Raw genomic sequence first — 24,498 nt, 5'->3', positions numbered from 1 at the left:
AGCGAGATTTGCTTGGTAGAGTCAAGCAATGGTTTGAGTGGGTAGGAAATTTTTCTCTCTTGTTATCCCTTCTACTAAAAACAAGGCATCAAAAAGTACAGGGCTGGCACATTTGCTTGATCTGATCTTGCCAAGCTTTCCTTTTGTGGGCTCTTTTTTCTGCAGTGATTGAGTTTTTAAACAAGGTTTGTTGTTGCAAGTTTTGCTGGAGATAGTCTTGGTTGGGATAAAAATTAACCGCTAAGCCAGCCAACATCCCGGCACCTATAGCCGTTGTTTCTAAGTTAGCAGGTCTATGCAAGGAAAAACCTAGAAGGTCACTTTGGATTTGCATCAGCAAGTTGTTTTGGCAAGCTCCACCATCAACCTTGAGATAATCAAAATCACAGGCGGTGGTGTTTTTAAAGGCTTCAATTAAGTCAGACACTTGTTGGGCAATGCCTTCTAAACAGGCATAGGCAAGATGGCCTTTATGGCTAGAACGGGTTAATCCGGTAATCACGCCTCTGGCTTTTGGTTGCCAAAACGGTGCTCCCAAACCACTTAAGCAAGGAATAAACATCACGCCATCACTGTCATCAACGGTATTGGCCAAGTCTTCAATCTCTGAGCTGTGTTGAATAATGCCCAGTTGATCTCTCAACCAACTGACAGCTGCGCCAGCAATAAAAACAGACCCTTCCAAAGCATAATGTGTTTCTCCATTGATGCGCCAAGCCACGGTTGTTATTAAACCTTGGTCAGAAATAGGGGCTTTGCAACCGAGATTTTGCAATAAAAAGGCACCGGTGCCATAAGTGCATTTGGCTTGTCCCTCTTTAAAGCAAGTTTGACCAAACAGTGCGGCTTGCTGATCCCCTGCAATGCCAGCAATAGGAATGCCATCGGGCAAAATCTTTAAACCTTTGGTATGACCAACAACGTCACTCGAGTCAGAAATCTCTGGCAAGATGGATTGGGGAATTTGAAAAAGATCCAATAGTTCATCATCCCAATCCATGCTGTGGATGTTCATGAGCAAAGTACGCGAGGCATTGCTCACATCCGTACAATGAACTTTACCTTGAGTCAGTTTATGGACCAAAAAACTATCCATGGTACCAAAAGCCAATGCATTATTTTCAGCCAAAGTTCTGGCCTGTGGATTGTGATCTAACAGCCAACGAATTTTGCTGGCTGAAAAATAAGGGTCTATGAAAAGCCCTGTCTTTTGGTGAACCATGGATGCATGCGGTTTAAGTGTTTGGCAAATATCTTGACTGCGCTTGCATTGCCAGACAATGGCAGGTGCAATAGGCTCACCCGTTTTTTTATCCCACAAAACCGTGGTTTCTCGCTGATTGGTGATACCAATAGCAGCAATTTGTTTGGCATCAATGTGTGACTGAGTCAAAACAGTTTCAATGGCGTTTTGCATGCTTTGCCAAATTTTCTGACAATCATGTTCCACCCATGAAGCTTTAGGATAGTGTTGGGTAAACTCAACATTGTGTTGAGCTTTTGTATGAAGATTTTTATCGAGTAAAAGAGCGGTATTACCCGTGGTTCCTTGATCAAGGCACAAGATGAATTGTTCCATAGAGGCCAGTGTAATGTTTTTTTTTATAAAGAGCCAGATTTCAAATTTAGTCGTGCAAGTGGTCAAAAACAAAGGCTTGTGCTAATCAAAGCGCTAGGAAATACAATAAACCTATTCATTTGTATAAAAGTGAAAGAGTAAAAAGAATTCAAGGATGATGTATTCATGCGTAAAACGCTACAAGCCATAGAAGCCAAAAGCATGCAACAGGGTGTTGCCTTTGTTTTTATCAGTGCTTTGTTTTGGAGTTTTGGGGGGCTTTGGATTAAACTCATTGCTTGGCCAGCTTTTACCATTGCGGGGATGCGTGCTTTGATTGCTTGTGTTGCCTTGTTTTTTATTTTTAGGCCTAAACGCTTTGAGCTTTCTTTGATGAAACTTTTAACCATGTTGGTTTTTGCTGCCAATGTCATTAGTTTTGTTGTAGCCACCAAACTTACAACAGCGGCCAATGCAGTGATTTTGCAGTTTACAGCACCTTTGTACATTACCCTGTTCAGTCCCATTTTCCTTAAAGAGAAAGTACGGCCAACTGATGTGATAATTCTTAGCATTGGGGCCTATGGTTTAAGTTTATTTTTTAAAGATAACGGTATCGATTTAACTCAGGGTATGGGGATTTATGTTGGATTATTAGCTGGCTTTACCTCAGCTTGGCTTACCATGTGTTTACGCAAACTGAAGCAGTTTTCAGGCATAGAGTTGGTTTTGTGGGGGAATGCTTTAACCGCCTTATTGTGTTCGCCAAGCTTTATTCATTTGGATATGCAATTGAGCAACTGGTTGTATGTAGCCTTATTGGGTCTTGTGCAAGTGGCTTTGGCCTATGTTTTTTATACGCAAGCCTTAAAGGTACTGACGGCATTGCAAGGCATGCTCTTTCAATTGTTTGAGCCTCTGCTTAATCCTGTTTGGGTATTGTTGTTTTTTGGTGAAACGCCCAGCTATTATACATTGGTTGGGGGGAGTATTATTTTAGCAACGGTTATTCTAAAGTATATGTTTGATCGACATTTAAATGTCAGACGGCAAAATACGACAAAATTCATAAACAGTGTTAAAGGGAATGTTGAGACAAATTGAAGGATGGATCATGGTAAGTACAACACGTAAAATTAGTATCAAAACCGAACCCAGAGCAAAAAGTAGCAAGTCCCATAAAAAGCTATCTAAAAAAGGCTTGAAACGAAAGGTTGAACACAAGTTGGGAGAGTGGCAAGCCACCGGTATTTGCGGCAATGATATTACATCCAGTTGTTTGTACGTGGCGGCCATTGCTACCATTTATGCAGGAGCGTTGTCCCCCTTAGTTTTATTAATGGTGGGAGGCTTGCTGTTTTTGTATAAGTCAATTTACGCAGAGGTTGGCGATGCTTTGCCGCTCAATGGTGGAGCTTACAATTGCTTACTCAATACCACCACAAAATTTAAAGCTTCAATAGCGGCGTGCATGACCATCTTATCTTATTTAGCCACAGCCGTGATTAGTGCTAAAACTGCAGCTGAGTACATGTCTTCTTTAATCCCAAGCATGCCCGTGGTTGTAGCAACAATTGGAATTTTAAGCGTTTTTGCAGTGCTTACCATTATTGGTATAACGGAGTCAGCCAAAGTCGCTTTGGGTATTTTTATATTTAATATTGTCACTTTGATTTCTTTGATTTTCTTAGGTGCGTACTCCTTAATAACGCATCCTGAAATCTTTTTAAGCAATTGGCATTTGCCCAATGAAGATGGTGTGCTCAAAGCCTTATTTTTTGGTTTTTCTGCAGGCTTATTGGGCGTGAGCGGCTTTGAAAGTTCGGCTAATTTTATTGAAGAGCAGGCAGATGGCGTATTTCCAAAAACCTTACGCAATATGTGGGTGGCCGTTACGGTTTTAAACCCCCTGATTGCTTTAACGGCTTTAGCCATTTTACCCATTGATAGTATTGTCCACGCTCAAAAAAGTTTATTGGCAGAAGTGGCCATGGTGGGAGGTGGAAATATTTTAAGCACCATAGTGGTCATCAACGCCATTACCGTTCTTTCTGGTGCAGTGTTGACCAGCTTTGTTGGTTCTTCAGGTTTGATTGGACGCATGACTTTGGATCGATGTTTACCGCAGTTTTTATTGGCCACCAATAAACGTGGAACCCATCACTGGATTATTTTATCGTTTTTATTTTTAAGCAGTTCTATTTTAATCATGACCGGGGGGGATTTGTTGGTCTTAGCCGGAGTGTACACCATTTCTTTCTTAGGAGTGATGTGTTTGTTTGCCATTGGTAATGGTCTGCTCAAAGTAAGACGCGATCAGCTACCCAGACGGTATCGTGCCAGTTGGTTGGCGATTTTTCTAGCGCTAATAGCAACCATTGCCGGGATAGCCGGTAATATAATGTTGAAGCCAGAAAATTTGAAATACTTTTTGTATTATTTTTTACCGACCATGGCTTTGGTGGGTTTAATGTTGGCCAGACATCAAATTCTGCAATTTATTTTATTGCTCATCAATGAAATTTCAAAAACAGTTCAGAGTTTTAATGATAAACTTAAGTACAACGTTGAGCGTAACTTAGACGACTTAAACAGTCATGATATTATCTTTTTTACCAAAGGTGAGAGCAAGGCTACACTCAATGAAGCCATGCTTTACGTGCAAAAAAATGAAATTACCAAGCACATTACGGTGATTCATGTTTACCAAGATAAAAATACAATTCCTAAAAACTTAGAAGAAGACTTGCATCTTTTGGATGAAATTTATCCAGAAGTGCAAATTGATTTTGTTTTAATTAAAGGTCAATTTGGTCCAGAAATGATTGATGAACTATCTAAAAAATACCACATCCCCAAAAACTACATGTTCATCGGCGCGCCATCCAAGCGTTTTCCTCATAGGTTAGCAGATCTGGGCGGGGTGAGATTGATCATATAATAGTCTACAGTGGTTGATAACAAAATCAATGAGCCTTGTTTTTTATTTGAGATCATGTGCTGGGTTTAATTACGATGAATAATTTCAAAGTAATCCGTCTTTTAAATTGCATTGTTGTGTTGTTCTTTTTACAATGCAAAGCGTGAAAAGCCCTCCTTTATATCCAGGTAAACGTCTGTTGTTTATCTTGGCCTTATACTGCTGTATTATTATGGCTGGGGTAGGAGGCTATATGATTCTTGAGTCCTGGCCTTTGGTGGATGCCATATACATGACCATTATTACCATCAGCACCGTTGGCTTTTCTGAAGTTTATCCGCTCTCACAAGAAGGCAAAATGTTTACCGCCGGTTTAATAATATTAGGTGTGGGTGGGTTTACATATACCTTCACTATTTTGACCGACTACATAGTAAAAGGACAAATCCAAAGTTTTTTAAGAGAAAGGCGCAAAAATATGGAAATTAAATCATTAAGAAATCATTATGTGGTCTGTGGTTTTGGTCGCGTGGGTCAAATGGTCTGCAAAGAACTTAAAAAAACCGGAAAAAAAATATTGGTTTTAGAAAAAGAATCTGAGGTTTGTGAAGAAGCCAAAGCCATGGGCTTTTTGGTGGAGCAAGGTACAGCCAATGAAGAAGATAATTTAATGAAAGTGGGGATTGGTCACGCCAAAGGCTTGATTGCCACCTTAAATACAGATGAAGCCAATTTAATGCTGGTCTTAACTGCCAGAAGCATGAATCAAAAATTAAACATTGTTGCCCGATCTAACTTTGAAGTAAATGAAAAAAAACTGCTTACCGCCGGCGCGGATCGCGTTATTTCGCCCTATAGTATTGGCGGAAGAAGAATGGCGCAACTGGTTACTCAACCCAATGTCATAGAATTTTTAGATACACTGATGCATAATGAAGAAGTCTCCATGTGGATGGAAGATTTAGAAGTATCTAAATCTTCAACCTTGTTAGGGATGAGCATTGGAGAAGCCAAGATCAGAGAAAAAACCGGTGTGAACATTGTTGGGATTCGCAACCAAAAAGGTCAATACCATGTGTCACCTAAGCCGGATGTTAAACTGAATGAAGGCGATTTGGTGGTGGCTTTGGGAACCAAAGAACAACTCAAAGCTTTTCACAAAATGAGTTAATTCTTTTGTTTATTTTTTAAGCGTTGGTGTTGCTTGTAATTTTGTTTGATGCGCTTCCAGTGTTTTTTATGTTCGGTGGCTGTTTGCTTATCCATTTTTCTTTTTGAAAAGGCTGCTTCACGCTTTAATTTTAAATAATTTTCATAGGTATCTGCATCCAAATGACCTTGCTCTAGTGCTTGTAAAACTGCGCAACCAGGCTCTGTTTCATGTTGGCAGTTGTTGAACTGACATTTTTTAATCAATTCTGCAACTGTAGAAAAAGTATCTTCAACGCTGGTATCATCAGCAAACACAGCAACTTCTCGTAAGCCAGGAGTATCAATGATCATCCCACCGGATTTAAGAAAAAACAAAGAGCCGCTGCTTGTGGTGTGTCTGCCTTTTTGATCATCTTCCCGCACATCATAAACCTTTTGCACAGTCTTGTTTAAAAGTGCGTTAACCAGAGATGATTTTCCCACACCAGAAGAGCCAATGAATACAGCAGTTTTTCCAAGTTTTAAATACGATTCAATTGAATTGATGCCACGATTATCCATAGTACTGCTAGCAATAACAGAGACCGAAGGAAGCTTTTCATTTAATTGAGATAAGTAAGGTTGAATGTGATCAAGCAAATCTATTTTAGATAAAACAACAATTGGGGTCACTTTTCCTTGCTTAGCCAAAAGAACATAACGATGAATACGATTGATGTTAAAGTCTTTCACAACAGAGCAGACAATAAAAGCGTAATCAATATTTGCCGCCAAAACTTGTTGATCACTGCTTTGACCAGAAGTAATGCGAGATAGATAACTCAAACGTTCACATAAATTTTGAATCAAAACCGTAGGTTTTTGTTGCTCTCCTTCAAAAATTGGACTGCAGACACAAAAATCACCAACACTGGGGTAATTTGAACTTTGCTGAACAGAAAATTCAAAGTTTCCTGATAGCAATGCAGTTAAAACGGTGCCGTCATGATTGATGGCTTGATAAACCCCTTTATGGCGATGCGTAATGCGTACAATATTATTTTGTGGTGGATGCGGCCATCCTAAGTCATGTAAGTTCAAGGGCAACTCCTTTACATCCTTAGCTATTAAAAAATAGGTGAGGAAAAAAACAAAAAATAATTAAATGAAAAAAGGGTGTTTGTTTTAAGAGCAAACCCAAAAAGAGGTCACTTTAAAACAAGAATGTAATGCAATCATAAGACCTCCTAATTAGGATTAGGGTTAACAAGTGATATCTTTATCCCACAATAAAAATAAAGTTTCAACAATAAATACAAAGTCTGCAATACCTTAGGAGGGATGTTTATTTGACAACAAGCTCTGTGTAGTTGGGGTTTAGCTTAACTTTTTTTTCTTTATAGAGCATACCTAGAGCATTTTTAAAGGTCTTTTTACTCATGCCTAATCTTGCACGAATCAACTCAGAGGAACTTTTATCTGTTAGATCAGATTTTCCTTCATTATGCTTGAGGTGGTTAAGAATAATGGTTTTAGCTTGAAGCACATTTGAAAACCCTTGTTTTTGTAAAGCGGCATCAATTAAACCATCTTCACGAATTTTTTTGATTACGCCTTGATAAGTTTCTGAACACTGAATATCGGTAAAAATTTCATTGTGGTAAATCATCCCCAAATATTTTTGATTGATGATCACTTTATAGCCCAGTTCGGTTCTTTCAACAGGGACAAGGCTAACAAAATGTTTTTCTTCAATGTCAGAATAAGGGAAATTTTTTAAATGTGCTTTTTGATCGGTACTGCCATACAAAAAGCCTGTTGCAGGGTCAATGCAAACCCTAATGATATAGATATCATTGACTTCAAGATGATAATGTTGTTCATGATGCGGAACCAAAAGATCTTCATCTAAACCCAAATCAAAATAAGCACCTTTTTGACTTTGCCCCACCATTTCTAAAAAGCCATATTCATCAACATATGCATAAGGAAGATCTAAACTGGCAATCACTTGAGACTCTTTGTTTTTATAGACAAAAACGTCAACCATAGAATTTTCTTCAAGGCTGTGTTGGGTTTGATTGATAGTGAGTATTTCTGAGCTTTTAGGCTCTTTCAAAACACAGGATTTATCAAGTACTTGTTCAACAAGCATGCGATTAATATGGCCAAGTTTTAGCATGGTGCTTATTCTGTAGAGCTTTGCAAAAGTGTCATCATCCAATGCTCAATTTGCTTACTGATATGTTTAGGAATATTTTCAAATTGAACACCCACTTTATACTGTTCTCCGGCCACAATCTCTTTGACATGAATAACTTTACCGCTACAACTGAGCAAGTCATTTTCATGATTTAGTGGCAACTGAATATCAATCGGGTCGTTGACGCTTAAATAATGTGAACACACAATAGACAAGCCACCCATGGAAATATTTTCCAAAATAGCCAAGGCTTTATTTTTTGGCAAAGCTTGCATGGCAATTCTTGTGGTAATGCGAGGTTGTTCTCTACGCTTTCCACCATCTTGCGATAAGGTTTGGTAAACATAATCGGTAAGGGCTTGCTTTTGTTGAGGAGTGATATCTTTAAACTGAATGCCCAATTTATTACTACTTTGATCAAAAGAAAAGGCATGCAAAATAACCGCACTAACGGTGAACAAGGCTTTGTCCATGCCATCAAAAAGCGTTAATTTTATGTCTTGATTAAGAGGAATGGCAAGTTGTTTACTGACCAAGCAGCCGGCACCATGCTGTGATATGTCAATCAAAGTCACATCATAGCTTAATTGAGGGGTTTGAATTAAAGCTTTGCCACGGGTTTCTATGCGAGCAGATTTTCTTCTTTCAATAATAGTCATTTACTTGGCCTTATATACACTTTCGTTTGATGAATAGCAAAGTCTCAAAACCAAGGCCGTACCTTTTTATTTTTCAGAGATATGAAGACAAGAGGGTCGTGAAACCCTCTGTTAAAAAAAGAGCAAAGCGAAATCAGACATTAAATCTAAAATGGCACACATCACCATCTTTCATGACATAGTCTTTTCCTTCAAGACGGACCAATCCTTTGGCTTTTAGATTGGCTTCTGATTTGAGTTCAAACATATCATTGCAATGGTAGATTTCTGCCCGAATAAAGCCTTTTTCAAAATCAGTGTGAATGACACCCGCCGCTTGCGGTGCTTTGGTTCCTTGAGGAATTGTCCAAGCCCGGCACTCTTTTTCTCCAGCTGTAAAGTAAGTGATAAGATTTAGTAGGCTGTAAGCTTCTTGAATCATCCTATGCAAACCCGGTTTTTCTAAGCCCAAGGCTTCCAAGAATTCTTTTTTGTCGGTTTCATCCAACTCCATCATCTCTTCTTCAACTTTAGCACAAATAAAAATACATTGAGCTTTGCGTTCTTGGGCATAGGCTTGCACTTTTTCGGTATAAATATTTCCAGTGTTTAAATCTGTTTCAGGAACATTGCAGACAAACAGCATGGGTTTGTTGGTTAACAAATGAAACTCTTTTAAAATCAAACTTTCTTTATCATCACGCTCTAAACTGTGAATGGGTTTTCCGATTTCAAGATGGGCAATGGCTTTGCTTAATAACTCTTTTCTAAACAAGGCGTCTTTATCTTGGCTTTTGGCCAGTTTTTGTACTTTTTCTAAAGCCTTGCTAAGGCTTTCTAAATCAGCCAAACACAATTCGGTTTCTATGGTTTCAATATCTGAAACGGGGTTGATGTTGCCATCAACGTGCACAATATTATCATCATCAAAGCAGCGCACCACATGGGCAATGGCATGCACTTGCCGGATATGTCCCAAAAACTGATTGCCCAGACCTTCTCCTTGGCTGGCACCTTTAACCAAGCCTGCAATATCAACAAATTCAAATGTTGTAGGGATGGTTTTTTGGGTTTTCACTAAGTCGGACAGTTTGTCCAAGCGTTCATCGGGAACAATCACAGTTCCTACATTGGGTTCAATGGTGCAAAAAGGATAGTTTGATGCTTCAATGCCAGCAGAGGTTAAAGCATTAAATAAGGTTGATTTTCCAACATTGGGCAAGCCCACAATTCCACAGCTTAAAGACATAGGCTGCTACTACATGGATGTGAGTTCAATGACAAGCGTAAAAATACTTGGTCATTAAAATTTTATTTTGCAAGGGTGTTGAGTTTTTCAGCCAAAGCTTCATCTTCTTCCAACTCAGCCGCTTTTTTAATTAGGATGTTGGCTTTGCGTTTTTCACCTTTGGTGTACAGCTCAATAATATCCACCATCAGTTCTTTAGAGGCCGAGGTTTTGGCGGGGGGAGTCACTTTAGAAAAGCGCAACAGCGTCCAAGCATAAAACACTACACAAGCTAAGATGACCAGACCAAACTGCTTAAAGAGGCTGTTTTTATGTTCTTCTCCAGCATAACCTTGGTAGGCGGTGATGATTTTTTTGGGAATAGAAGCAAAACCTTGGGCAAATTCAGCAGAAAAATTTTTTCCTTTTTCAACCGCTTGATTGAAAGGGTTTTTATTCTTTAAATCACTATAATCATCAATGTTTTGTAAGCGTGTTGGCCCATCTAAGCCAGGCATAGGGTTTTGGTGGTTGCCAGAGTTGTAAGTGTCTGGTTGTTTGATGGGATTTTGCCCAGCAGAAGGTGACGGAGAATTTTTTTCTGGAGGCTTTGGCTGGGGTTTGTTGATGGTTTTGTTTTGTGTGATTTCATGCTCTGAGGAGGTTAGGTTCTCAGAGTTTTGCTTGCTATCATTTTTGGACAAGGTACGGTCCAGTTGATGATCTTTGTTGTTGGTTTTGTTTTTTGGTTCAGTCATTGTTCTATCAGTTCCAGATTACAATAGTTTAACAGAATTTTCTTAGAACCGCGACTTGGAAAGTAAATTGTTAATTTTAAATTGTCAGGCTTGCCTTCAATGTTTTTAATGGTGCCATTGCCAAATTTAGGGTGGAGCACTTTACTGCCAACAGTGTAGGGGGATTGATAGCTGGAGTCTACTTGATAACTGGGAACATCCTCATAAGATAGAGCAGGTACGCTTGCGTGTGTATTGTAAGAAGGAGCGTAGTGTTTGGATTTATTGTTGTAGCTTGTATAACCATCATCCAAGTTATAGCTAGAGTTGCTTTTGTAGGCAGTGGCTTGATCATTGGTGTGCAGTAAATATTGACTGGGAATTTCGTCAATGAAACGGGCCACTGGATTATGCTGTAAGTTTTTATAGAGATGCCTACGGCTGCTAGAACTTAAAAACAAACGCTTTCTTGCTCGGGTCATGGCAACATAGCACAAACGTCGCTCTTCTTCTATTTCATCTGGATTGCCATCTTCTAAAGCCCGTTTATGCGGAAACACGCCTTCTTCCATGCCCACAATAAAAACAGCATCATATTCTAAACCTTTGGAGTTATGGATGGTCATCATGGTGATGGCATCTTGTTCTTGGTCATAACGATCCATATCGGTGACCAAACTGATTTGTGCCAAATAATCACTGAGGCTGTGTTCAGGGTTAGCTTGGGCATACTCTTGCATGGAACGCAAAAGCTCTTCTATGTTTTCAATCCGAGCTTGCGCTTCAATGGTTTGCTCACGTTCAAGACTGGCCAGGTAAGTACTTTTGTCCAACACCGTTTCTGCAACATCCAAGATGTCCATCTGTTCACACTCAATGCGTAAAGCTTCAAACCAGAAATGAAATTCACGCATGGCTTTATGGGCTTTTCTGTTGCCTTCCATCACCGGAATGGCTTGATACAAAGAAGAACGCGTAAATTCTGCAGCGTCATTGAGTTGGGCAATGGCGGTTTTACCAATGCCGCGCGAGGGGGTGTTGATGACCCGTAAAAAAGAAATGTCATCGTTAGGGTTGACCAACAAGCGTAAGTAACACAAGGTATCCTTGATTTCTTTACGGTCATAGAATTTTGTGCCGCCCAATACGGCATAAGCCTGATTGCGGCGTCGGCACTCTTCTTCCAACAGTCTGGATTGAACATGCGTGCGATAAAAGATGGCAATTTCACTGGCCGCAATGTGTTCTTGCTCAAGTAGCTCATCTACTTTGTCTAAAACAAAGGCAGCTTCTTGATAATCGGTATCGGCATGAAAATGTTCCACCAAGGAACCTTCATCTTGATCCGTCCACAGCTTCTTTTTTCTTCGACCCAAGTTATGGCTGATAACCTTGTTGGCCACTTCCAAAATAGGTTTGCTGGAGCGGTAGTTCTGCTCCAGCTTAACAACTTTCGCTCCAGGAAAATCTGAGGGAAAGTTGAGCATGTTTTCTACTCTGGCACCACGCCAACCATAAATAGACTGATCTTCATCCCCCACAGCACAAACAATATTTTGGTCACCGGCCAAGTGCTGAATCAGGGCCTTTTGAATGGTGTTGGTGTCTTGGTACTCATCAATCAAGATGCGCTGCCATTTGTGTTGTAAGCTTTGCCTAACCGATTCATGCTCTTGCAGCAGAAGAAGTGTTTTTCCCAAAAGCCCACCAAAATCCAGGGCCTGATTTTTGATCAGTAAAGCTTCATAGGCTTCAATAATGCCAATGATTTGTTCCCCCAGTTCAAAACTGTTTTGAATGTAGGACACCACCTTTGTGCTTTCATTTTTGGCTTGATCCAAATGGTAGGCAATGAGTTTGGGGGAAATGGCTTTAGGGTCAATGTTGTGTTCAGCCATAATACTTTTGATGGCCGCCAACTGATCAGAAGTATCATACACAGAAAAATTACTGTCCAAGCCCATATGATGCCCGTGTTCACGTAAAACACGCAAACAAATAGAGTGAAAAGTTCCAATCCAATACGGCTGTTGGTAGGGGGTGAGCAGCTGCCCTATGCGCTCTTTCATCTCGTTGGCTGCTTTGTTGGAAAAAGTCATGGCCAAAATTTGACTGGGCATGGCCAAGCCTTGTTCAATCAAGTAGGCTATTTTACGGGTTAAAACCCGAGTTTTGCCTGAACCAGCGCCGGCAACCACAAGTAAGTGGGCATCATTCAGTACAACGGCCTCTTTTTGTTGTGGGTTAAGTTGATGTAAAATAGCTGACATAAGTCTATCCTTTTAACATCAAGCAGCCCAAGGCAAAAGCAAAAATATATCTTAACAGGAAGGTCTTAGCCTAGGGCATACATAAGGAAAGTTAACACGCCTGGTACCCAAAGGTAGCCGGTACCTTTGGGTACCTGTACCTTTTGATTTATGCTTATTTCTGCTATGAAATGATTGTGATACAGCCTTTTCCCACAAGTTTATGTCATGCTTGTCGTTTTTCTGACTTGGTTCAGGGACGCAACACTATTTTTTTAAAGTGCAACAAATTAAGCAAAAAATACATTCCGCAGCCGGTGAAACAATGCAGTGAGTATGCTGCAAAAACCAAGACAAGTGAAAAACTACAGGACAGCCTCTAAGACATATGTTAAAAAATATGCATGCGTTTGTATGACAGCATGAGCGGTGAGCTCAGAAAATTTATTCCTCACTCTGATTTTGAAGTTAAAATGTATGTCTGTGGTCCTACGGTTTATGATCATTCTCATATTGGCCATGCTAGAGCTTATATTGCCTATGATGTGGTCTATCGCTATCTTAACTTTAAGGGTTATCATGTGAAGTATGTGAGAAATCTAACGGATATTGACGATAAAATTATCAAGAAAGCGCAAGATGAAGCGGTAGACTTTTCAACGATTGCACAAAAATATACGCAATCCTTTCACGCTGATATGCAAGCTTTGGGTTTATTAAGTCCAGACGATGAGCCTAAGGCCAGTGAGGTCATCAATGAAATTATTTCTATGATTGAAACCTTGATCAAAAAAGAAAAAGCCTATGTGGCCAGCAATGGCGATGTTTATTTTTCTGTAAATAGCCAAAAAGATTACGGCAAGTTATCCAAACGTAAGTTGGACCAACTTCAAGCTGGTGCACGTATTGCTCCAGGGGAGGAGAAACAAAATCCACTTGATTTTGCTTTATGGAAACACTCCAAGCCGGGTGAGCCCAAGTGGGAAAGTCCGTGGGGAGAGGGTCGTCCGGGCTGGCATATTGAATGTTCTGCCATGAACAAAGCCATTTTTGGTGAACAAATTGATATTCATGCCGGTGGCAGAGATTTGATTTTTCCACATCATGAAAATGAAATTGCGCAAACAGAAGCCTGCACTGAAAAGCCATTTGCCAAATATTGGTTGCACAATGGTTTTGTCACCACAAAAAATGAAAAAATGTCCAAATCATTGGGCAACATCACCACCATTAAGAATTTGATCAAGCAAGTGCATCCAGAAGCTTTAAAATTGTATTTTATGTCCACACATTACCGGCATCCCATTGAGTTTTCTTTAGACGGTGTGAGTGAAGCGGCCAGAAATTTAAACCGCATGTATAAAGCCTTAGACTTTGTAAAGGGTAAGCGAATCAACCACGAATATCTTAATGAATTTCAACAAGCCATGGATGAAGACTTCAATACACCCAAAGCCATGGCCACTTTACACGCTGTGACCAAGGCCGTGTATAAAGCAGAAGATGAGCGTGATCAGCAAGAGCTGGCCAATACCTTGCAGATGTTGGCCAATGTTTTGGGACTTTTACAGTTAAGCAAAGAAGAATATCAAAGCTGGTATGAAAAAAACTATGCTATTGATGCCACATGGGTAGAACAACAAATTGCCCTAAGAGCACAAGCCAGAGCAAATAAAGATTTTAAAACCTCAGACAGCATCCGTGATCAACTAGACGCCAAAGGCATCCAAATAGAGGATTCACCAGAAGGAACAAGCTGGAGTGTAAAGCTTTAAGCGGTTAATTTCGTTATTTTATTCGCAGGGGGTGAAGCAGCAAATATCAAAAGCTAGGCCCTACCTTTTGATACCTTTTAATAAAAAACTAGGGGCTGGCGCCTTCAAGGTCTTCATATTTCATAAAAAATGCTTGATGAAACTATAAAACCAATGAGGATAACTAAAAATAAAGTTGTTCTATAATATTACGCGTATACACCGTTTGATTAATCAGCACTTGGCTGATGACCGGTTGCATGGCAACATAGCTGAACAAATGTAAGGAAGACAATTCTTTTTCTGGCAGGTTGCTTTCTTCATAAGGTTTTAAATACGGTGCGTAGTCTTCTAGGTACCTACTTTCAGGGGCCTTTTGTGCACTTAAAACATGCCTTAGGCCTAAGTTTAAAGGAGCGCCAGCATGACAGGATAAACAACTGAAACGTTCGGCACTGCCCTGTGAAGGATCTTCTAAAGTCGTTAAGTTATGATTCAAAGTTTTAATTCTTTTGACCAGGTCAGAGTTTTCCCAGTCTGTTTTGTAAAACATGGGTAAAAGCAGATCAGAATCACCCAAGCCATTAAACATGGATTCTATGCCAACAGGATCAAAGAAGACATTGTTTTTTGCATCCAGCGTTTCAAATTCTTGTCCATGAGCAACGATAAACGGTAATTTTTTGCTGATGATGTTGTTTTCTACCGCATAAGCGCCTAAAAACCACTTTAGATGGGTGGTGACTTGATAGCCTTTTTTGTATTCTGATTCATCCGTTCTAAGAAAAGTCAATTTGTACAAATTTCCATGCTCGTCAAGGGTTTGTTTAAGCAAAGTATTTAAACGCATTAAATAATCTAAGTTAAACGGCACTGTATTAAAGTTGTCCATTTGCGCTAAGTTTTGGTCCGCAACAATGGTCATTGCCTTATCATGTTTGATTGTTCTAAGTTGTGCATGATCTAATAAGAGTTGTTTAAATATTTTTGGACTAAGACTGTAAAATAAGTGAATGGCTTGATCTTCAGATTTAAAGCTTTTAGAGCGTGTGTCTTCTGAGAAAGCTTGTAAAATAAGACGCAGCTCAGGTTGCATGCAATCGGGGCTGGTTTTGGTTTCTTTACAGGTAAAACGATAGGCTATCAATTTGGTGCTGTTTAAGTCTAAGTTTAAAGGTTTGATTTGTTGAAGAATACGCTGGGGTAAAATATCTTTAGCAAACAAGTAACTGTTGGCAATGTCATGTTGAGCTTGCGTATGACTTTTGTAAGGATGCGGTAAAATATTAGAAAAGTCGTTGAGGGTAAATTGCTGCGCAAAGCTGATGGAGCTGTACAAGAGACAAAATAAACTCAGCTTGCTTGTTAAAAGCAAATTCAATATTTTTGTATTTAACTTCATAAAAGCAAAGGTCTAATCTTTATGGACGGACATTTTTGCAAGATACCGCATGAATTTCTGAGCTCATATCTGCAGAGGCTCTACATACATCGGACTGACCATTGATGCTGACCATTATGGGAAAATCGTTATTGGGAAAGTATTGTATTTCAATGGCATCAATGTACTGACGATCTCTAGAGTTGTAATAGTTAACAATATCAAGCATCAAGTTATCATTCGCATCCGTCATGTATACGTTGCCAACCAAACTATCTAATTGATTGTTAATACCTAGGGAATCTGAATTTTCATTTAGAAAGGGTGTTTGAGGTAGATAGGCACTATTGTAAATGCTTTCAAGAATTCCAAGTGATGCGTTGATCAAATCCGGATGAGACTCAGTATAAGCGCGTTGATCTAAATCGTTAAAATTTACACAATCAACATGAAATACATCTTTGTGCAGTGCATTTGTGCCGCAACCCATAACACTCGGTATACGTACTGGGTAGTAGGTGCATTTTTTTTGCTCTGAGGGCAGATAAAAGGTGTACTTCATGTCATTTTCAAGCATGACTTTATCATCTGAGAGTTGAATCTTGGCAACATCCTGCGCAGTGGTCAGCTGAATAACAATTTTTGAAGCTGCTATCTTATCAAATTTACCAGAATCAATTCCTGCGTGTATAGAATTGATGGAAAGTTGTAATAATCGGTACAAGGGTATAATGCCTGCCTGAGCTTGCTGTATTTGAACAGTAAAGGCGACAAGAATACTAAAAATGATTTTTTTCATGGTTGCTGTCCTTAAGTTAATTAAATTAACAATTACTTGATATACAGGGTTTAGTATCTTTTTTACGCTATATGTCAATTTGTTTTTTCTTGTTTTATAGGCTCTAGATATGTTACAACGCTGTGCGTAATGATGATTAAGGCCTATAGATTATTTCACATGTCAGGTGTTCTATTATTGTGTTGTATGTTGAGTTATTGTGCGAGCAAACCTAAAGTACCCGGTAGTGGCAATACCAAGAAAAAAACCAATAACGATCAAGTGACAGAAGGGTCAGATACCTCAAACAAATCTAAAACAATGGCTTTAGAAAAAACGGAAACAGTCAACAGTGACCATGTTGAAGTTAGCTTTAGTTTAAAGAATACAGATAGTTCAGAAAGCTATACAATTTTTTATAAATGGAACAAAGAAGCTTTGTTAGAAGCCGATGCCGATATTGCAAGTTTGGATTGGGAAGATGCAGAACAAGGCAAGTCAGGCATGAAGCTTAAGTTAATGCGTGACAGTGAAGAAGCACATAAGGCCTATGTTTATGTAAAAGTACAAGATAAACAAGAAAAAATTGTTATTAAAGAAAGCTTTGTGATTGATGTGCCGGCTCTTGAAGAAGAAATAATAGATGAAGAAGATGCACTGGCCACGAATGCTATACCGGCATTAGAAGGCGACAAGGTTTTATGTGCTGGGCAGCGTGATGATGTGGCTGTGGTTTTGAGTTATGACTCAACCAGCAATCAAGGAAGTGTAAATATCAGTCGTGATAATCTAAAAACCTGGTCGGTATTGGCTACCTTAGAGGTTGATCTTGAACACATGATGAATTGCCATATAGGCATGCATGAAAACCATATGTTTATTGTCAGCGACAGCATGTTAAGTGCAGGTAACTCCTTTTCAAACCAATATGTTAAGTTGAATTTTAATAGTGATAGTGGCGCAATCAAAGGAGATCTACTTTCAAGCGAGGAGTTTTTATTAATCGCAGATCAGTTTAACATTAAAGATATTGCAGTTGTTGGCGATAGAGCGTACATTGCTTTAAGCAATACAGAGCAAAATAAACTGATTTCACTGTATATTCAGCCAACAGCAAATGCGATGTTTGACGGCGATAAAACACGCGTAGCAACCTTATCTGGAATTTCACCCATTGAAAGCATTTTCCCAGAGGAAGAAAACATTGATGATTTTTATGATTTTATTTTTTTAACTCAAGATAATCGGTCTTATTTGGGTAACAGTCAGACGGGAATTGATTGGACTGTCTCTAATGATGATAAGGTTGATTTGATGGTAAGTAACAATGCGAGCTACTCGAGATACTTTGTTCAATACAAAGCAGCCAACAAAAAAAACACTTACTATGATATGGTGACGACGTTTGATCCAGTAACTAAGGAAGAAAGTTATTCATGGAATGCACAAGAGGGTGAGCTGACTATACCCCTTACTGTTGAAACCATCACCAAAGGTGCAGACAACCAACTTATTTTACACAATGAAAGCCAAGTCTTTTTTCTGCAAATAGATGAGGACGCTAGAAAAGAGACAGGTACCTTGCTTGGGCTTAAATCAGCGCAAAACAGTTAGGGGATAAGTCAGTTTTTTATAAGGCAGTTGTCTGTGTACGCTGCCACATAAACATGATATAGCTAACCCGTTTATGAGCTTATTTCAACTCGATACATCATTTCAACCGCAAGGGGATCAACCGCAAGCCATTGAAAAGCTTACCCAGAGTATTCAATCAGGAGAAGATCACCAAATTCTTTTAGGGGTGACTGGTTCGGGGAAGACCTTTACCATGGCCAATGTTATTGCTCAATTGGAACGGCCCACCTTGATCATTGCCCACAATAAAACCTTGGCGGCACAATTGTACAGTGAGTTTAAAGGCTTTTTCCCCAACAACGCTGTGGAATACTTTGTCAGTTATTATGATTATTATCAGCCAGAGGCTTATATTCCATCATCAGATACCTTCATAGAAAAAGATGCACGAATTAATGAAGAGATAGATAAATTAAGACACTCCGCCACGCGTTCTATTTTAACCCGTAGAGATACTATCGTTGTGGCATCGGTTTCTTGTATTTATAACCTGGGTACACCAGAAGAGTATCAAGCGCAGCTTATACCGGTACACCAAGGACAGGAGTTGGATAGAGATGATTTTTTAAGAAACTTGATTGATATTCAGTATGAGCGCAATGACATTGATTTTTGGCGTGGCTGTTTTAGAGTGCGTGGAGATAATGTCGAAGTCTTTCCAGCGCACGAAGAAAAGAAAGCCATTCGCTTTTCTTTTTTTGGCGATGAAGTTGAAAGTATTGTTGAAGTTGATCCGGTCACCGGCCATGTTTTGGGTGAATTGCCTGCAATTTCTATTTATCCAGGAAGTCACTTTGCTACACCCAAAGAAACTATTAATAGAGCTATAGGCACCATTAAAGTAGAGTTAAGAGAGCGTTTGCAACAGCTTAAAGAACTGAATAAATTGGTAGAAGCGCAGCGCTTAGAACAAAGAACCTATTATGACATTGAAATGATGGAAGAAATGGGTTTTTGTCAGGGCATAGAAAATTACACCCGCCATATTACCGGAGCCAATCCCGGTCAACGTCCACCAACCTTATTGGATTATTTTCCAAAAGATATGCTGTGCGTGATTGATGAAAGTCATGTCAGCATGCCACAAATTGGTGCTATGTTCAAAGGCGATAGAAGCCGTAAAACCACCTTGGTTGAACATGGGTTTAGGCTACCTTCTGCCTTAGATAACCGGCCGATGACCGGGGAAGAGTTTGAAGCCTTTAAAAAACAGGTGGTGTATGTTTCTGCTACACCGGGTAAGTACGAGTTGGAAAAAACCCAAGGTGAAGTAGTAGAACAAATTATACGGCCAACCGGCTTGGTAGACCCTGAGATTGAAATTAGACCGGTTGCAACGCAAGTGGATGATTTATTGGAAGAAGTGCGTATAAGGGCTGAAAAAAATGAGCGCGTCTTGGTCACCACCTTAACCAAGCGCATGGCAGAAGAGTTAACCGATTATTATGCTGAAATAGGTGTGCGGGTAAAATATCTGCACTCCGATATCAAAACCATTGAACGGGTAGAAATTTTAACCGATTTGCGTAAAGGTAAGTTTGATGTACTGGTAGGGATCAATCTTTTGCGTGAAGGTTTGGATTTGCCGGAAGTGTCCCTGGTGGCCATTTTGGATGCAGATAAAGAAGGTTTTTTGCGTTCAGAAACCAGCTTGATTCAGACCTTTGGTCGTGCGGCCAGAAATGTTGAAGGCAGAGTGATCATGTATGCAGATCATGTTACCGGTTCCATGCAAAAAGCCATGGATGAAACCTACAGAAGACGCAAGATTCAGTTGGAGTATAATAAAGAGCACGGCATTACCCCCAAAACCATCTTAAAAAATATTGACTCACCCTTGGGGCACTTGTTTGCTGCGGATTATGTAGAACTGGATAGGCTGCACGAGAAAAAAGCACAGTACAAAAGTGATGCTGAAATTGATAAAAGCATTCAATCCTTAAAAAAACAGATGTTACAAGCAGCAGAAAATTTAGAATTTGAAAAAGCCGCCAAGTTGCGTGATGAAATCAATGATTTAAGTAAGAGTAAGTTGTTGTGAGAAGTGCAAATTTTTTTCTATAGAGCATAAAAGCATACAAAAACAGGCCATAGTTAGATGTCCCAGAGTTCATGTATATCGATATGTGAAATTTATTTTAGATAAACTGCGGCATAAATTTTACTTTTGGAATATAAGCTATACCATCAGCAAATTGATATTAATAACACTTTAATTATGAGGGTTTAGCAGAATGAAAAAATATTTAGGCGTCATCTTAGGACTGTTTCTGGCATCGTGTGCTGGGTTTCAGGTCACCAATTTTAATCCTCCAGCCAGTGAAAGCTGTGCTTCTGAAGATCAACTGGCGTATACCAGTTATAGTGCAGAAGGATCTGGAACTATGGGTGATCCGTACCTTATTTATACCCCTGCACAATTATTGTCGATGCAGGCATCTGGAGCCGAAGTTGACTGGGACAAGCACTATCAGCAAATGTGTGATTTGGATATGGAAGATGGTTTTATGGTACCCATTGGCAACAACATGACTCAGTTTACAGGCAGTTACGATGGTCAAAACCATAGCATTGAAAATTTTAACTTTGTGCCATCAGACCCGTATTATGGTGTGTTTGGTTATATCAGTGGTGCAAGCATTGAGAATGTTCATTTGAAAAATGTTGATATTGCCAACTTTGGTTATGGTATTGGTGATACAGGAGCTTTGGTGGGTGCGTGTGAGTCAAGTGGTAGCATTGAGCACGTCAGTGTTGAAGATGTTACCTTAAATGATGATGATTTCAATTCAGCTTTAGGTGGTATGATTGGTTCTATGGATTCATGCACCTTAAACTATGCTGTAGGAATTAATATTGATTTAACCACATCCTATGAAGCTATTGGTGGTTTGGTTGGTGTGGCGTTTGACTCAGATATTCGTTATGCTGCGGTTAAAGGTTTAATGATAAACTCAACAGATGGTGATTTTTATGGTGGTATCGTGGGTGTTTTATTTGCTGGAGATCTTCTTGATAGCTATGTACAAGATGCTACCATCAATGTTGCCGATGCGGGCGTAGGTGGTTTGGTTGGAATTAGTGGTGACTCGAGTATCAATCGTTCTTATATCAGTACATCAAGTGTTCAGGCAAATGATCATGTAGGTGGCGTTGTTGCAGGTTCTGGTATTAAAGCATCCATGAGTGTTAGTAATGTGTTTGCTTCTTCAGATGTTGCCGTGACTGCTACTGACGGAGGTGAAATTGTGGGTGACCTTTTGGGTGTAACTATCAATAACAGTATTTATGATACAACAACAACCTGCAGCATGTGTGATGAGACCCAAACTGGTGCCACTGGGGTTGCAGGCATCAGCACTTTAATTGATGGAACATCAGCAGCTTTGGCAAGTTGGGACTTTGCAAGTGTGTGGTGTTTGGTTTCTGGTGCTGAGCCTGAGTTAAGAGGTATTCCAGGTTCTTTATGTGGTGATTCCGGCACAGCCATGTAAAAGAAGGTCTATTTCATTTAAAAAAAGGGTTTGGTGTAGTCACCAAGCCCTTTTTTTTATTGTATTATCAATGTGAACAACTCTAAATAATCATAATCAGTGCGATCAATGCCCAAGTCTCAAGGTTTTAAAAAAGTCAGTTTGACTTTTTGCGTTATTTAAGGGTAGGTAGGGCATATGAAAAAAGCATATTCTAAATGGATGTGTCCATGTTTATTTTTAGCCTTAGGAATGTTGTCTACCTCTCTATATGCTAAATCTTATTGTATTGCACACCGTGGTTTTCATTCTGAAGATGTTCCAGAAAATTCATTATCAGCAATTGATCAAGTGATCCGTGAAACGATGGATGGTTTGGAAATTGATATACGGTTTACCAAAGACAAAATGCCTATTATCTTCCATGACAGTCGTTTGGGTCAAACCATTGCCCAAACCTGCGCGGTAGAAGCGGATACCAAAATAGCAGAACAAAATTGGAAAGATGGTATGAATCTGTGTCAATTGGCCAATGGTGAATACATTCCTACTTTACCACAAGTTGTAGATTTACTGATTGAAGGCACTTACTCAGGAAAGATATTTTTAGAGTTTAAGGATTTACCAGCAAACATAACTCATGATTTAGAAAAGCTTAAAGCTTTGATTCAGAGAATGCCCACAGACCAAGTGGTCATCAGCTCATTTGATGAAAAAATTTTGGAACAGTTTAGAGGTTTAGGGGTAGCTTTGCACCACCTTGCCGTTCAAAACATGCAAAAGAAGACTCTGGTACCTTTTGGTTACAAAAATGATTTTGATGGTATTGATTTCTTTTTTCCTGATCCAAACATAGAAAACTCGCGTCAACAAGTGACAGATTTTTATCAAAGTGTGGGCCATGTGACTGATGACATTGCTAAATTTGGTGATGAGCAGCTTGCCGATGCACCTAAAATATTCAAAGATGTGTGGAATTTTGGTAAAGATGTGGTTGAACAAGGCGGTAACATCGTAGAAGATAATCTTTTGGAAGCTGCAATCTCTATAGATAATGTGAAAAAGCGTTTGGCCAACGGTGAACAGGTGGGTGTGTGGACCATCAACGATGTTCAGCAATTGCAGAGTTTTCAAAGTATAGCTCAAGATTATCCTCAAGGAGACTTGTATTTGATCACGGATATACCGGGTCAATGCGAATAAAAGATTTTGAGCCCACGTAATAATAATATCGCTTTACAATTAACACGGCATTAAAAACAATAAGTTTTAGGTTCATTTTAAGTTCATGTTTTCTTGCTAAATTGATTTCTGTAACGAAATGAATTTTTCAAAGGAGAATGAAATGAAAATTAAAGTATTATGTTTGATATTAATGGCAGGGTTTATGGTTTCTTGTGCAGATACAGAGGGGCTAAAATATAGAAAAATGAATTCAGAAGATATCAGCCCAAGTTATTTGGCCAGCTTAGAAAGCAATGGCAAAACACTACTCACTGTAGATAATGCAACATCTAATAGTGTGAGGTTAATCATGACAACAGAGGCCTCTCAGTACATAAGCATTGTTTGTGATCCAGGTGAAACGTGTTATTTTGAATATACAAGAGATGTTGCAACAGTAACAAACTATCTAAGTGTTGATAATGGGGAATATAACGCCTACAATTGGAACGGGTCATGTATTGTTGAAACTATAAACCAGCTTGAGCAATGTAACGTTAGTGAGGGGACATTGCTTCACGTAGCAGTGTCTGAATTCTAATACAAAAACACAACAGAATTGTTTAAAAAGAGCGCTTTTATCGTATTAAAAGCGCTCTTTTTATGTGTGTAATCACCATGATATTCGATAGGGTATGCGAACCTGATTTTTATTATCACAAGCACGATGTTCCATAAAATAATGCTCTGGAAACTAATTGAGAGCAAAAAAAGCGCTAAAAAATTAAAAATCTTAGTAATAATTAGACCTTGCATTCATGAGTGCTTTGTACTATATACGTCCACAAATCTGGGGCGCTGGGCATTTGTGTTCGCAAATGGATTATTCCCCTAAGACAGGAGCAGAAAAAATGAGCAAAGAAGTAAAAAGAATTAAGCCTTTAGGCTTGTTGGGCCGTCGTATTGGCATGACACAAGTTAACGATGAAAAATCTGAAAAACGCGTGCCGGTGAGTATTATTGAAACTGGTCCATGTGTGGTCTTACAGAAAAAAACCATGGATAAGGATGGCTATAATGCTGTTAAATTAGGCTTTTTGGAGAAAAAAGACAAGCATAGCAATAAAGCAGACATTGCCAATTTTAAAAAAGCAGGAACCACACCTAAAAAGTTTGTTCGTGAGTTCCGCGTTGATGAAGAAGAATTGGCCAAATATGAAGAAGGTCAAACCGTCAACATTGCGGATGTGTTTGAAGAAGGTCAAAAAATTGACGTTTCTGGTTTAACCAAAGGGCGAGGTTTTACAGGGGTATTCAAGCGCTGGAACATGGGTGGACAAAGCCGCACTCACGGTACCCATGAAATGTTCAGACACGGGGGTTCCATTGGTAACTCAACTTCTCCAGGCTTGGTTTATAAAAACAAAAAAATGCCTGGTCACTATGGTGTGGAACGCGTCACCGTACAAAACTTAAAAATTGTTCGCATTCTAGAGGACAAAAACTGCATATTGGTATCAGGCTCAGTCCCCGGCTCTAATAACAACTTATTAGAGATCAGAGACTCAGTTCGTTATCCAAAACACAAGAAAAAATAGTGATAACACTTGGTCATTTTATATGACCAAAGTGCACGGGAGTGAAAAAAT

At 39.3% G+C, this 24,498-nt stretch carries 19 protein-coding genes; 10 read left to right on the top strand and 9 right to left on the bottom strand.

Annotated elements, in window-relative coordinates; translation table 11 throughout:
• Positions 1-88: 88 nt before the first annotated feature.
• A complete protein-coding gene (gene glpK / locus MRY82_01335; protein MCI5071571.1) occupies positions 89-1,579 on the bottom strand; it encodes a glycerol kinase GlpK in 1,491 nt (496 codons plus the stop codon).
• A 165-nt stretch (positions 1,580-1,744) separates the two neighbouring features.
• On the opposite strand from glpK, the gene MRY82_01330 reads away from it, so the two are divergent.
• From MRY82_01330 to MRY82_01320, 3 genes are all read left to right on the top strand, one after another.
• Positions 1,745-2,662 (top strand): DMT family transporter, encoded by a 918-nt coding sequence (locus tag MRY82_01330; protein MCI5071570.1) that lies wholly within the window; start codon positions 1,745-1,747, stop codon positions 2,660-2,662.
• Positions 2,646-4,499, top strand: a complete 1,854-nt coding sequence (locus tag MRY82_01325) for an APC family permease (GenBank protein ID MCI5071569.1) — start codon at positions 2,646-2,648, stop codon at positions 4,497-4,499. Before MRY82_01330 ends, MRY82_01325 begins: the two co-directional genes overlap by 17 nt.
• A gap of 133 nt (positions 4,500-4,632) precedes the next feature.
• The gene (locus tag MRY82_01320) at positions 4,633-5,649 is read left to right on the top strand and encodes a potassium channel protein (protein MCI5071568.1); all 1,017 of its coding nucleotides are present in this window, start codon (positions 4,633-4,635) and stop codon (positions 5,647-5,649) included.
• Here the strand turns inward: MRY82_01320 and rsgA are convergent.
• The 6 genes from rsgA to MRY82_01290 all read right to left on the bottom strand — a co-directional run bounded on the left by rsgA (position 5,646) and on the right by MRY82_01290 (position 12,685).
• Positions 5,646-6,710: a ribosome small subunit-dependent GTPase A gene (gene rsgA, locus MRY82_01315; protein MCI5071567.1), complete on the bottom strand. Its 1,065-nt coding sequence runs from the start codon at positions 6,708-6,710 to the stop codon at positions 5,646-5,648. The genes MRY82_01320 and rsgA overlap by 4 nt on opposite strands.
• Before the next feature lie 244 nt (positions 6,711-6,954).
• The gene (locus MRY82_01310) at positions 6,955-7,791 is read right to left on the bottom strand and encodes a S1-like domain-containing RNA-binding protein (GenBank protein ID MCI5071566.1); all 837 of its coding nucleotides are present in this window, start codon (positions 7,789-7,791) and stop codon (positions 6,955-6,957) included.
• 5 nt (positions 7,792-7,796) lie between these two features.
• Positions 7,797-8,471: a PilZ domain-containing protein gene (locus tag MRY82_01305; GenBank protein MCI5071565.1), complete on the bottom strand. Its 675-nt coding sequence runs from the start codon at positions 8,469-8,471 to the stop codon at positions 7,797-7,799.
• 133 nt (positions 8,472-8,604) lie between these two features.
• Entirely contained in the window at positions 8,605-9,699 is a 1,095-nt protein-coding gene (gene ychF, locus MRY82_01300) for a redox-regulated ATPase YchF (GenBank protein ID MCI5071564.1), read from the bottom strand.
• A gap of 62 nt (positions 9,700-9,761) precedes the next feature.
• The gene (locus MRY82_01295; GenBank protein MCI5071563.1) at positions 9,762-10,436 is read right to left on the bottom strand and encodes a hypothetical protein; all 675 of its coding nucleotides are present in this window, start codon (positions 10,434-10,436) and stop codon (positions 9,762-9,764) included.
• Complete coding sequence (locus MRY82_01290; protein ID MCI5071562.1) at positions 10,433-12,685, bottom strand: UvrD-helicase domain-containing protein; 2,253 nt, start codon at positions 12,683-12,685, stop codon at positions 10,433-10,435. The genes MRY82_01295 and MRY82_01290 overlap by 4 nt, the downstream gene beginning before the upstream one ends.
• Before the next feature lie 383 nt (positions 12,686-13,068).
• On the opposite strand from MRY82_01290, the gene cysS reads away from it, so the two are divergent.
• Positions 13,069-14,439, top strand: a complete 1,371-nt coding sequence (cysS, locus tag MRY82_01285; GenBank protein ID MCI5071561.1) for a cysteine--tRNA ligase — start codon at positions 13,069-13,071, stop codon at positions 14,437-14,439.
• 163 nt (positions 14,440-14,602) lie between these two features.
• Here the strand turns inward: cysS and MRY82_01280 are convergent, their stop codons facing one another.
• Together MRY82_01280 and MRY82_01275 are read right to left on the bottom strand one after the other, a co-directional pair.
• Positions 14,603-15,820 (bottom strand): hypothetical protein, encoded by a 1,218-nt coding sequence (locus tag MRY82_01280; GenBank protein ID MCI5071560.1) that lies wholly within the window; start codon positions 15,818-15,820, stop codon positions 14,603-14,605.
• 19 nt (positions 15,821-15,839) lie between these two features.
• Entirely contained in the window at positions 15,840-16,598 is a 759-nt protein-coding gene (locus tag MRY82_01275; protein ID MCI5071559.1) for a hypothetical protein, read from the bottom strand.
• Positions 16,599-16,784: 186 nt separating this feature from the next.
• Here MRY82_01275 and MRY82_01270 point away from each other — a divergent pair, with 186 nt between their 5' ends.
• The 6 genes from MRY82_01270 to rplC all read left to right on the top strand — a co-directional run bounded on the left by MRY82_01270 (position 16,785) and on the right by rplC (position 24,447).
• The gene (locus tag MRY82_01270; protein ID MCI5071558.1) at positions 16,785-18,191 is read left to right on the top strand and encodes a hypothetical protein; all 1,407 of its coding nucleotides are present in this window, start codon (positions 16,785-16,787) and stop codon (positions 18,189-18,191) included.
• A 73-nt stretch (positions 18,192-18,264) separates the two neighbouring features.
• Positions 18,265-20,253 carry an excinuclease ABC subunit UvrB gene (gene uvrB, locus MRY82_01265; protein MCI5071557.1) on the top strand — a complete coding sequence of 663 codons (1,989 nt, stop codon included), beginning with the start codon at positions 18,265-18,267 and terminating at the stop codon, positions 20,251-20,253.
• 193 nt (positions 20,254-20,446) lie between these two features.
• The gene (locus tag MRY82_01260; protein ID MCI5071556.1) at positions 20,447-21,706 is read left to right on the top strand and encodes a hypothetical protein; all 1,260 of its coding nucleotides are present in this window, start codon (positions 20,447-20,449) and stop codon (positions 21,704-21,706) included.
• Between the two features lie 177 nt (positions 21,707-21,883).
• Positions 21,884-22,888 (top strand): hypothetical protein, encoded by a 1,005-nt coding sequence (locus tag MRY82_01255; GenBank protein MCI5071555.1) that lies wholly within the window; start codon positions 21,884-21,886, stop codon positions 22,886-22,888.
• 226 nt (positions 22,889-23,114) lie between these two features.
• Positions 23,115-23,450 (top strand): hypothetical protein, encoded by a 336-nt coding sequence (locus MRY82_01250; protein ID MCI5071554.1) that lies wholly within the window; start codon positions 23,115-23,117, stop codon positions 23,448-23,450.
• Positions 23,451-23,667: 217 nt separating this feature from the next.
• Positions 23,668-24,447, top strand: coding sequence for a 50S ribosomal protein L3 (gene rplC / locus MRY82_01245; GenBank protein ID MCI5071553.1), 780 nt, complete (start codon positions 23,668-23,670; stop codon positions 24,445-24,447).
• Positions 24,448-24,498 lie beyond the last annotated feature (51 nt).

The sequence above is a fragment of the bacterium genome (genome assembly GCA_022763185.1).
GTDB lineage: Bacteria > Bdellovibrionota_G > JALEGL01 > JALEGL01 > JALEGL01 > JALEGL01.
The sequence above is the reverse complement of the archived record's forward strand: the minus strand, read 5'-3'. Positions and strand labels throughout refer to the sequence as shown.

Excerpts from the sequence above, each read along its gene's own strand:
- glpK (MCI5071571.1), bottom strand. The coding sequence starts at position 1,579 with ATGGAACAATTCATCTTGTGCCTTGATCAAGGAACCACGGGTAATACC.
- MRY82_01330 (MCI5071570.1), top strand. The coding sequence starts at position 1,745 with ATGCGTAAAACGCTACAAGCCATAGAAGCCAAAAGCATGCAACAGGGT.
- MRY82_01325 (MCI5071569.1), top strand. The coding sequence starts at position 2,646 with ATGTTGAGACAAATTGAAGGATGGATCATGGTAAGTACAACACGTAAA.
- MRY82_01320 (MCI5071568.1), top strand. The coding sequence starts at position 4,633 with ATGCAAAGCGTGAAAAGCCCTCCTTTATATCCAGGTAAACGTCTGTTG.
- MRY82_01310 (MCI5071566.1), bottom strand. The coding sequence starts at position 7,791 with ATGCTAAAACTTGGCCATATTAATCGCATGCTTGTTGAACAAGTACTT.
- MRY82_01305 (MCI5071565.1), bottom strand. The coding sequence starts at position 8,471 with ATGACTATTATTGAAAGAAGAAAATCTGCTCGCATAGAAACCCGTGGC.
- ychF (MCI5071564.1), bottom strand. The coding sequence starts at position 9,699 with ATGTCTTTAAGCTGTGGAATTGTGGGCTTGCCCAATGTTGGAAAATCA.
- MRY82_01295 (MCI5071563.1), bottom strand. The coding sequence starts at position 10,436 with ATGACTGAACCAAAAAACAAAACCAACAACAAAGATCATCAACTGGAC.
- MRY82_01290 (MCI5071562.1), bottom strand. The coding sequence starts at position 12,685 with ATGTCAGCTATTTTACATCAACTTAACCCACAACAAAAAGAGGCCGTT.
- cysS (MCI5071561.1), top strand. The coding sequence starts at position 13,069 with ATGCGTTTGTATGACAGCATGAGCGGTGAGCTCAGAAAATTTATTCCT.
- MRY82_01280 (MCI5071560.1), bottom strand. The coding sequence starts at position 15,820 with ATGAAGTTAAATACAAAAATATTGAATTTGCTTTTAACAAGCAAGCTG.
- MRY82_01275 (MCI5071559.1), bottom strand. The coding sequence starts at position 16,598 with ATGAAAAAAATCATTTTTAGTATTCTTGTCGCCTTTACTGTTCAAATA.
- MRY82_01270 (MCI5071558.1), top strand. The coding sequence starts at position 16,785 with ATGTTGAGTTATTGTGCGAGCAAACCTAAAGTACCCGGTAGTGGCAAT.
- uvrB (MCI5071557.1), top strand. The coding sequence starts at position 18,265 with ATGAGCTTATTTCAACTCGATACATCATTTCAACCGCAAGGGGATCAA.
- MRY82_01260 (MCI5071556.1), top strand. The coding sequence starts at position 20,447 with ATGAAAAAATATTTAGGCGTCATCTTAGGACTGTTTCTGGCATCGTGT.
- MRY82_01255 (MCI5071555.1), top strand. The coding sequence starts at position 21,884 with ATGAAAAAAGCATATTCTAAATGGATGTGTCCATGTTTATTTTTAGCC.
- MRY82_01250 (MCI5071554.1), top strand. The coding sequence starts at position 23,115 with ATGAATTCAGAAGATATCAGCCCAAGTTATTTGGCCAGCTTAGAAAGC.
- rplC (MCI5071553.1), top strand. The coding sequence starts at position 23,668 with ATGAGTGCTTTGTACTATATACGTCCACAAATCTGGGGCGCTGGGCAT.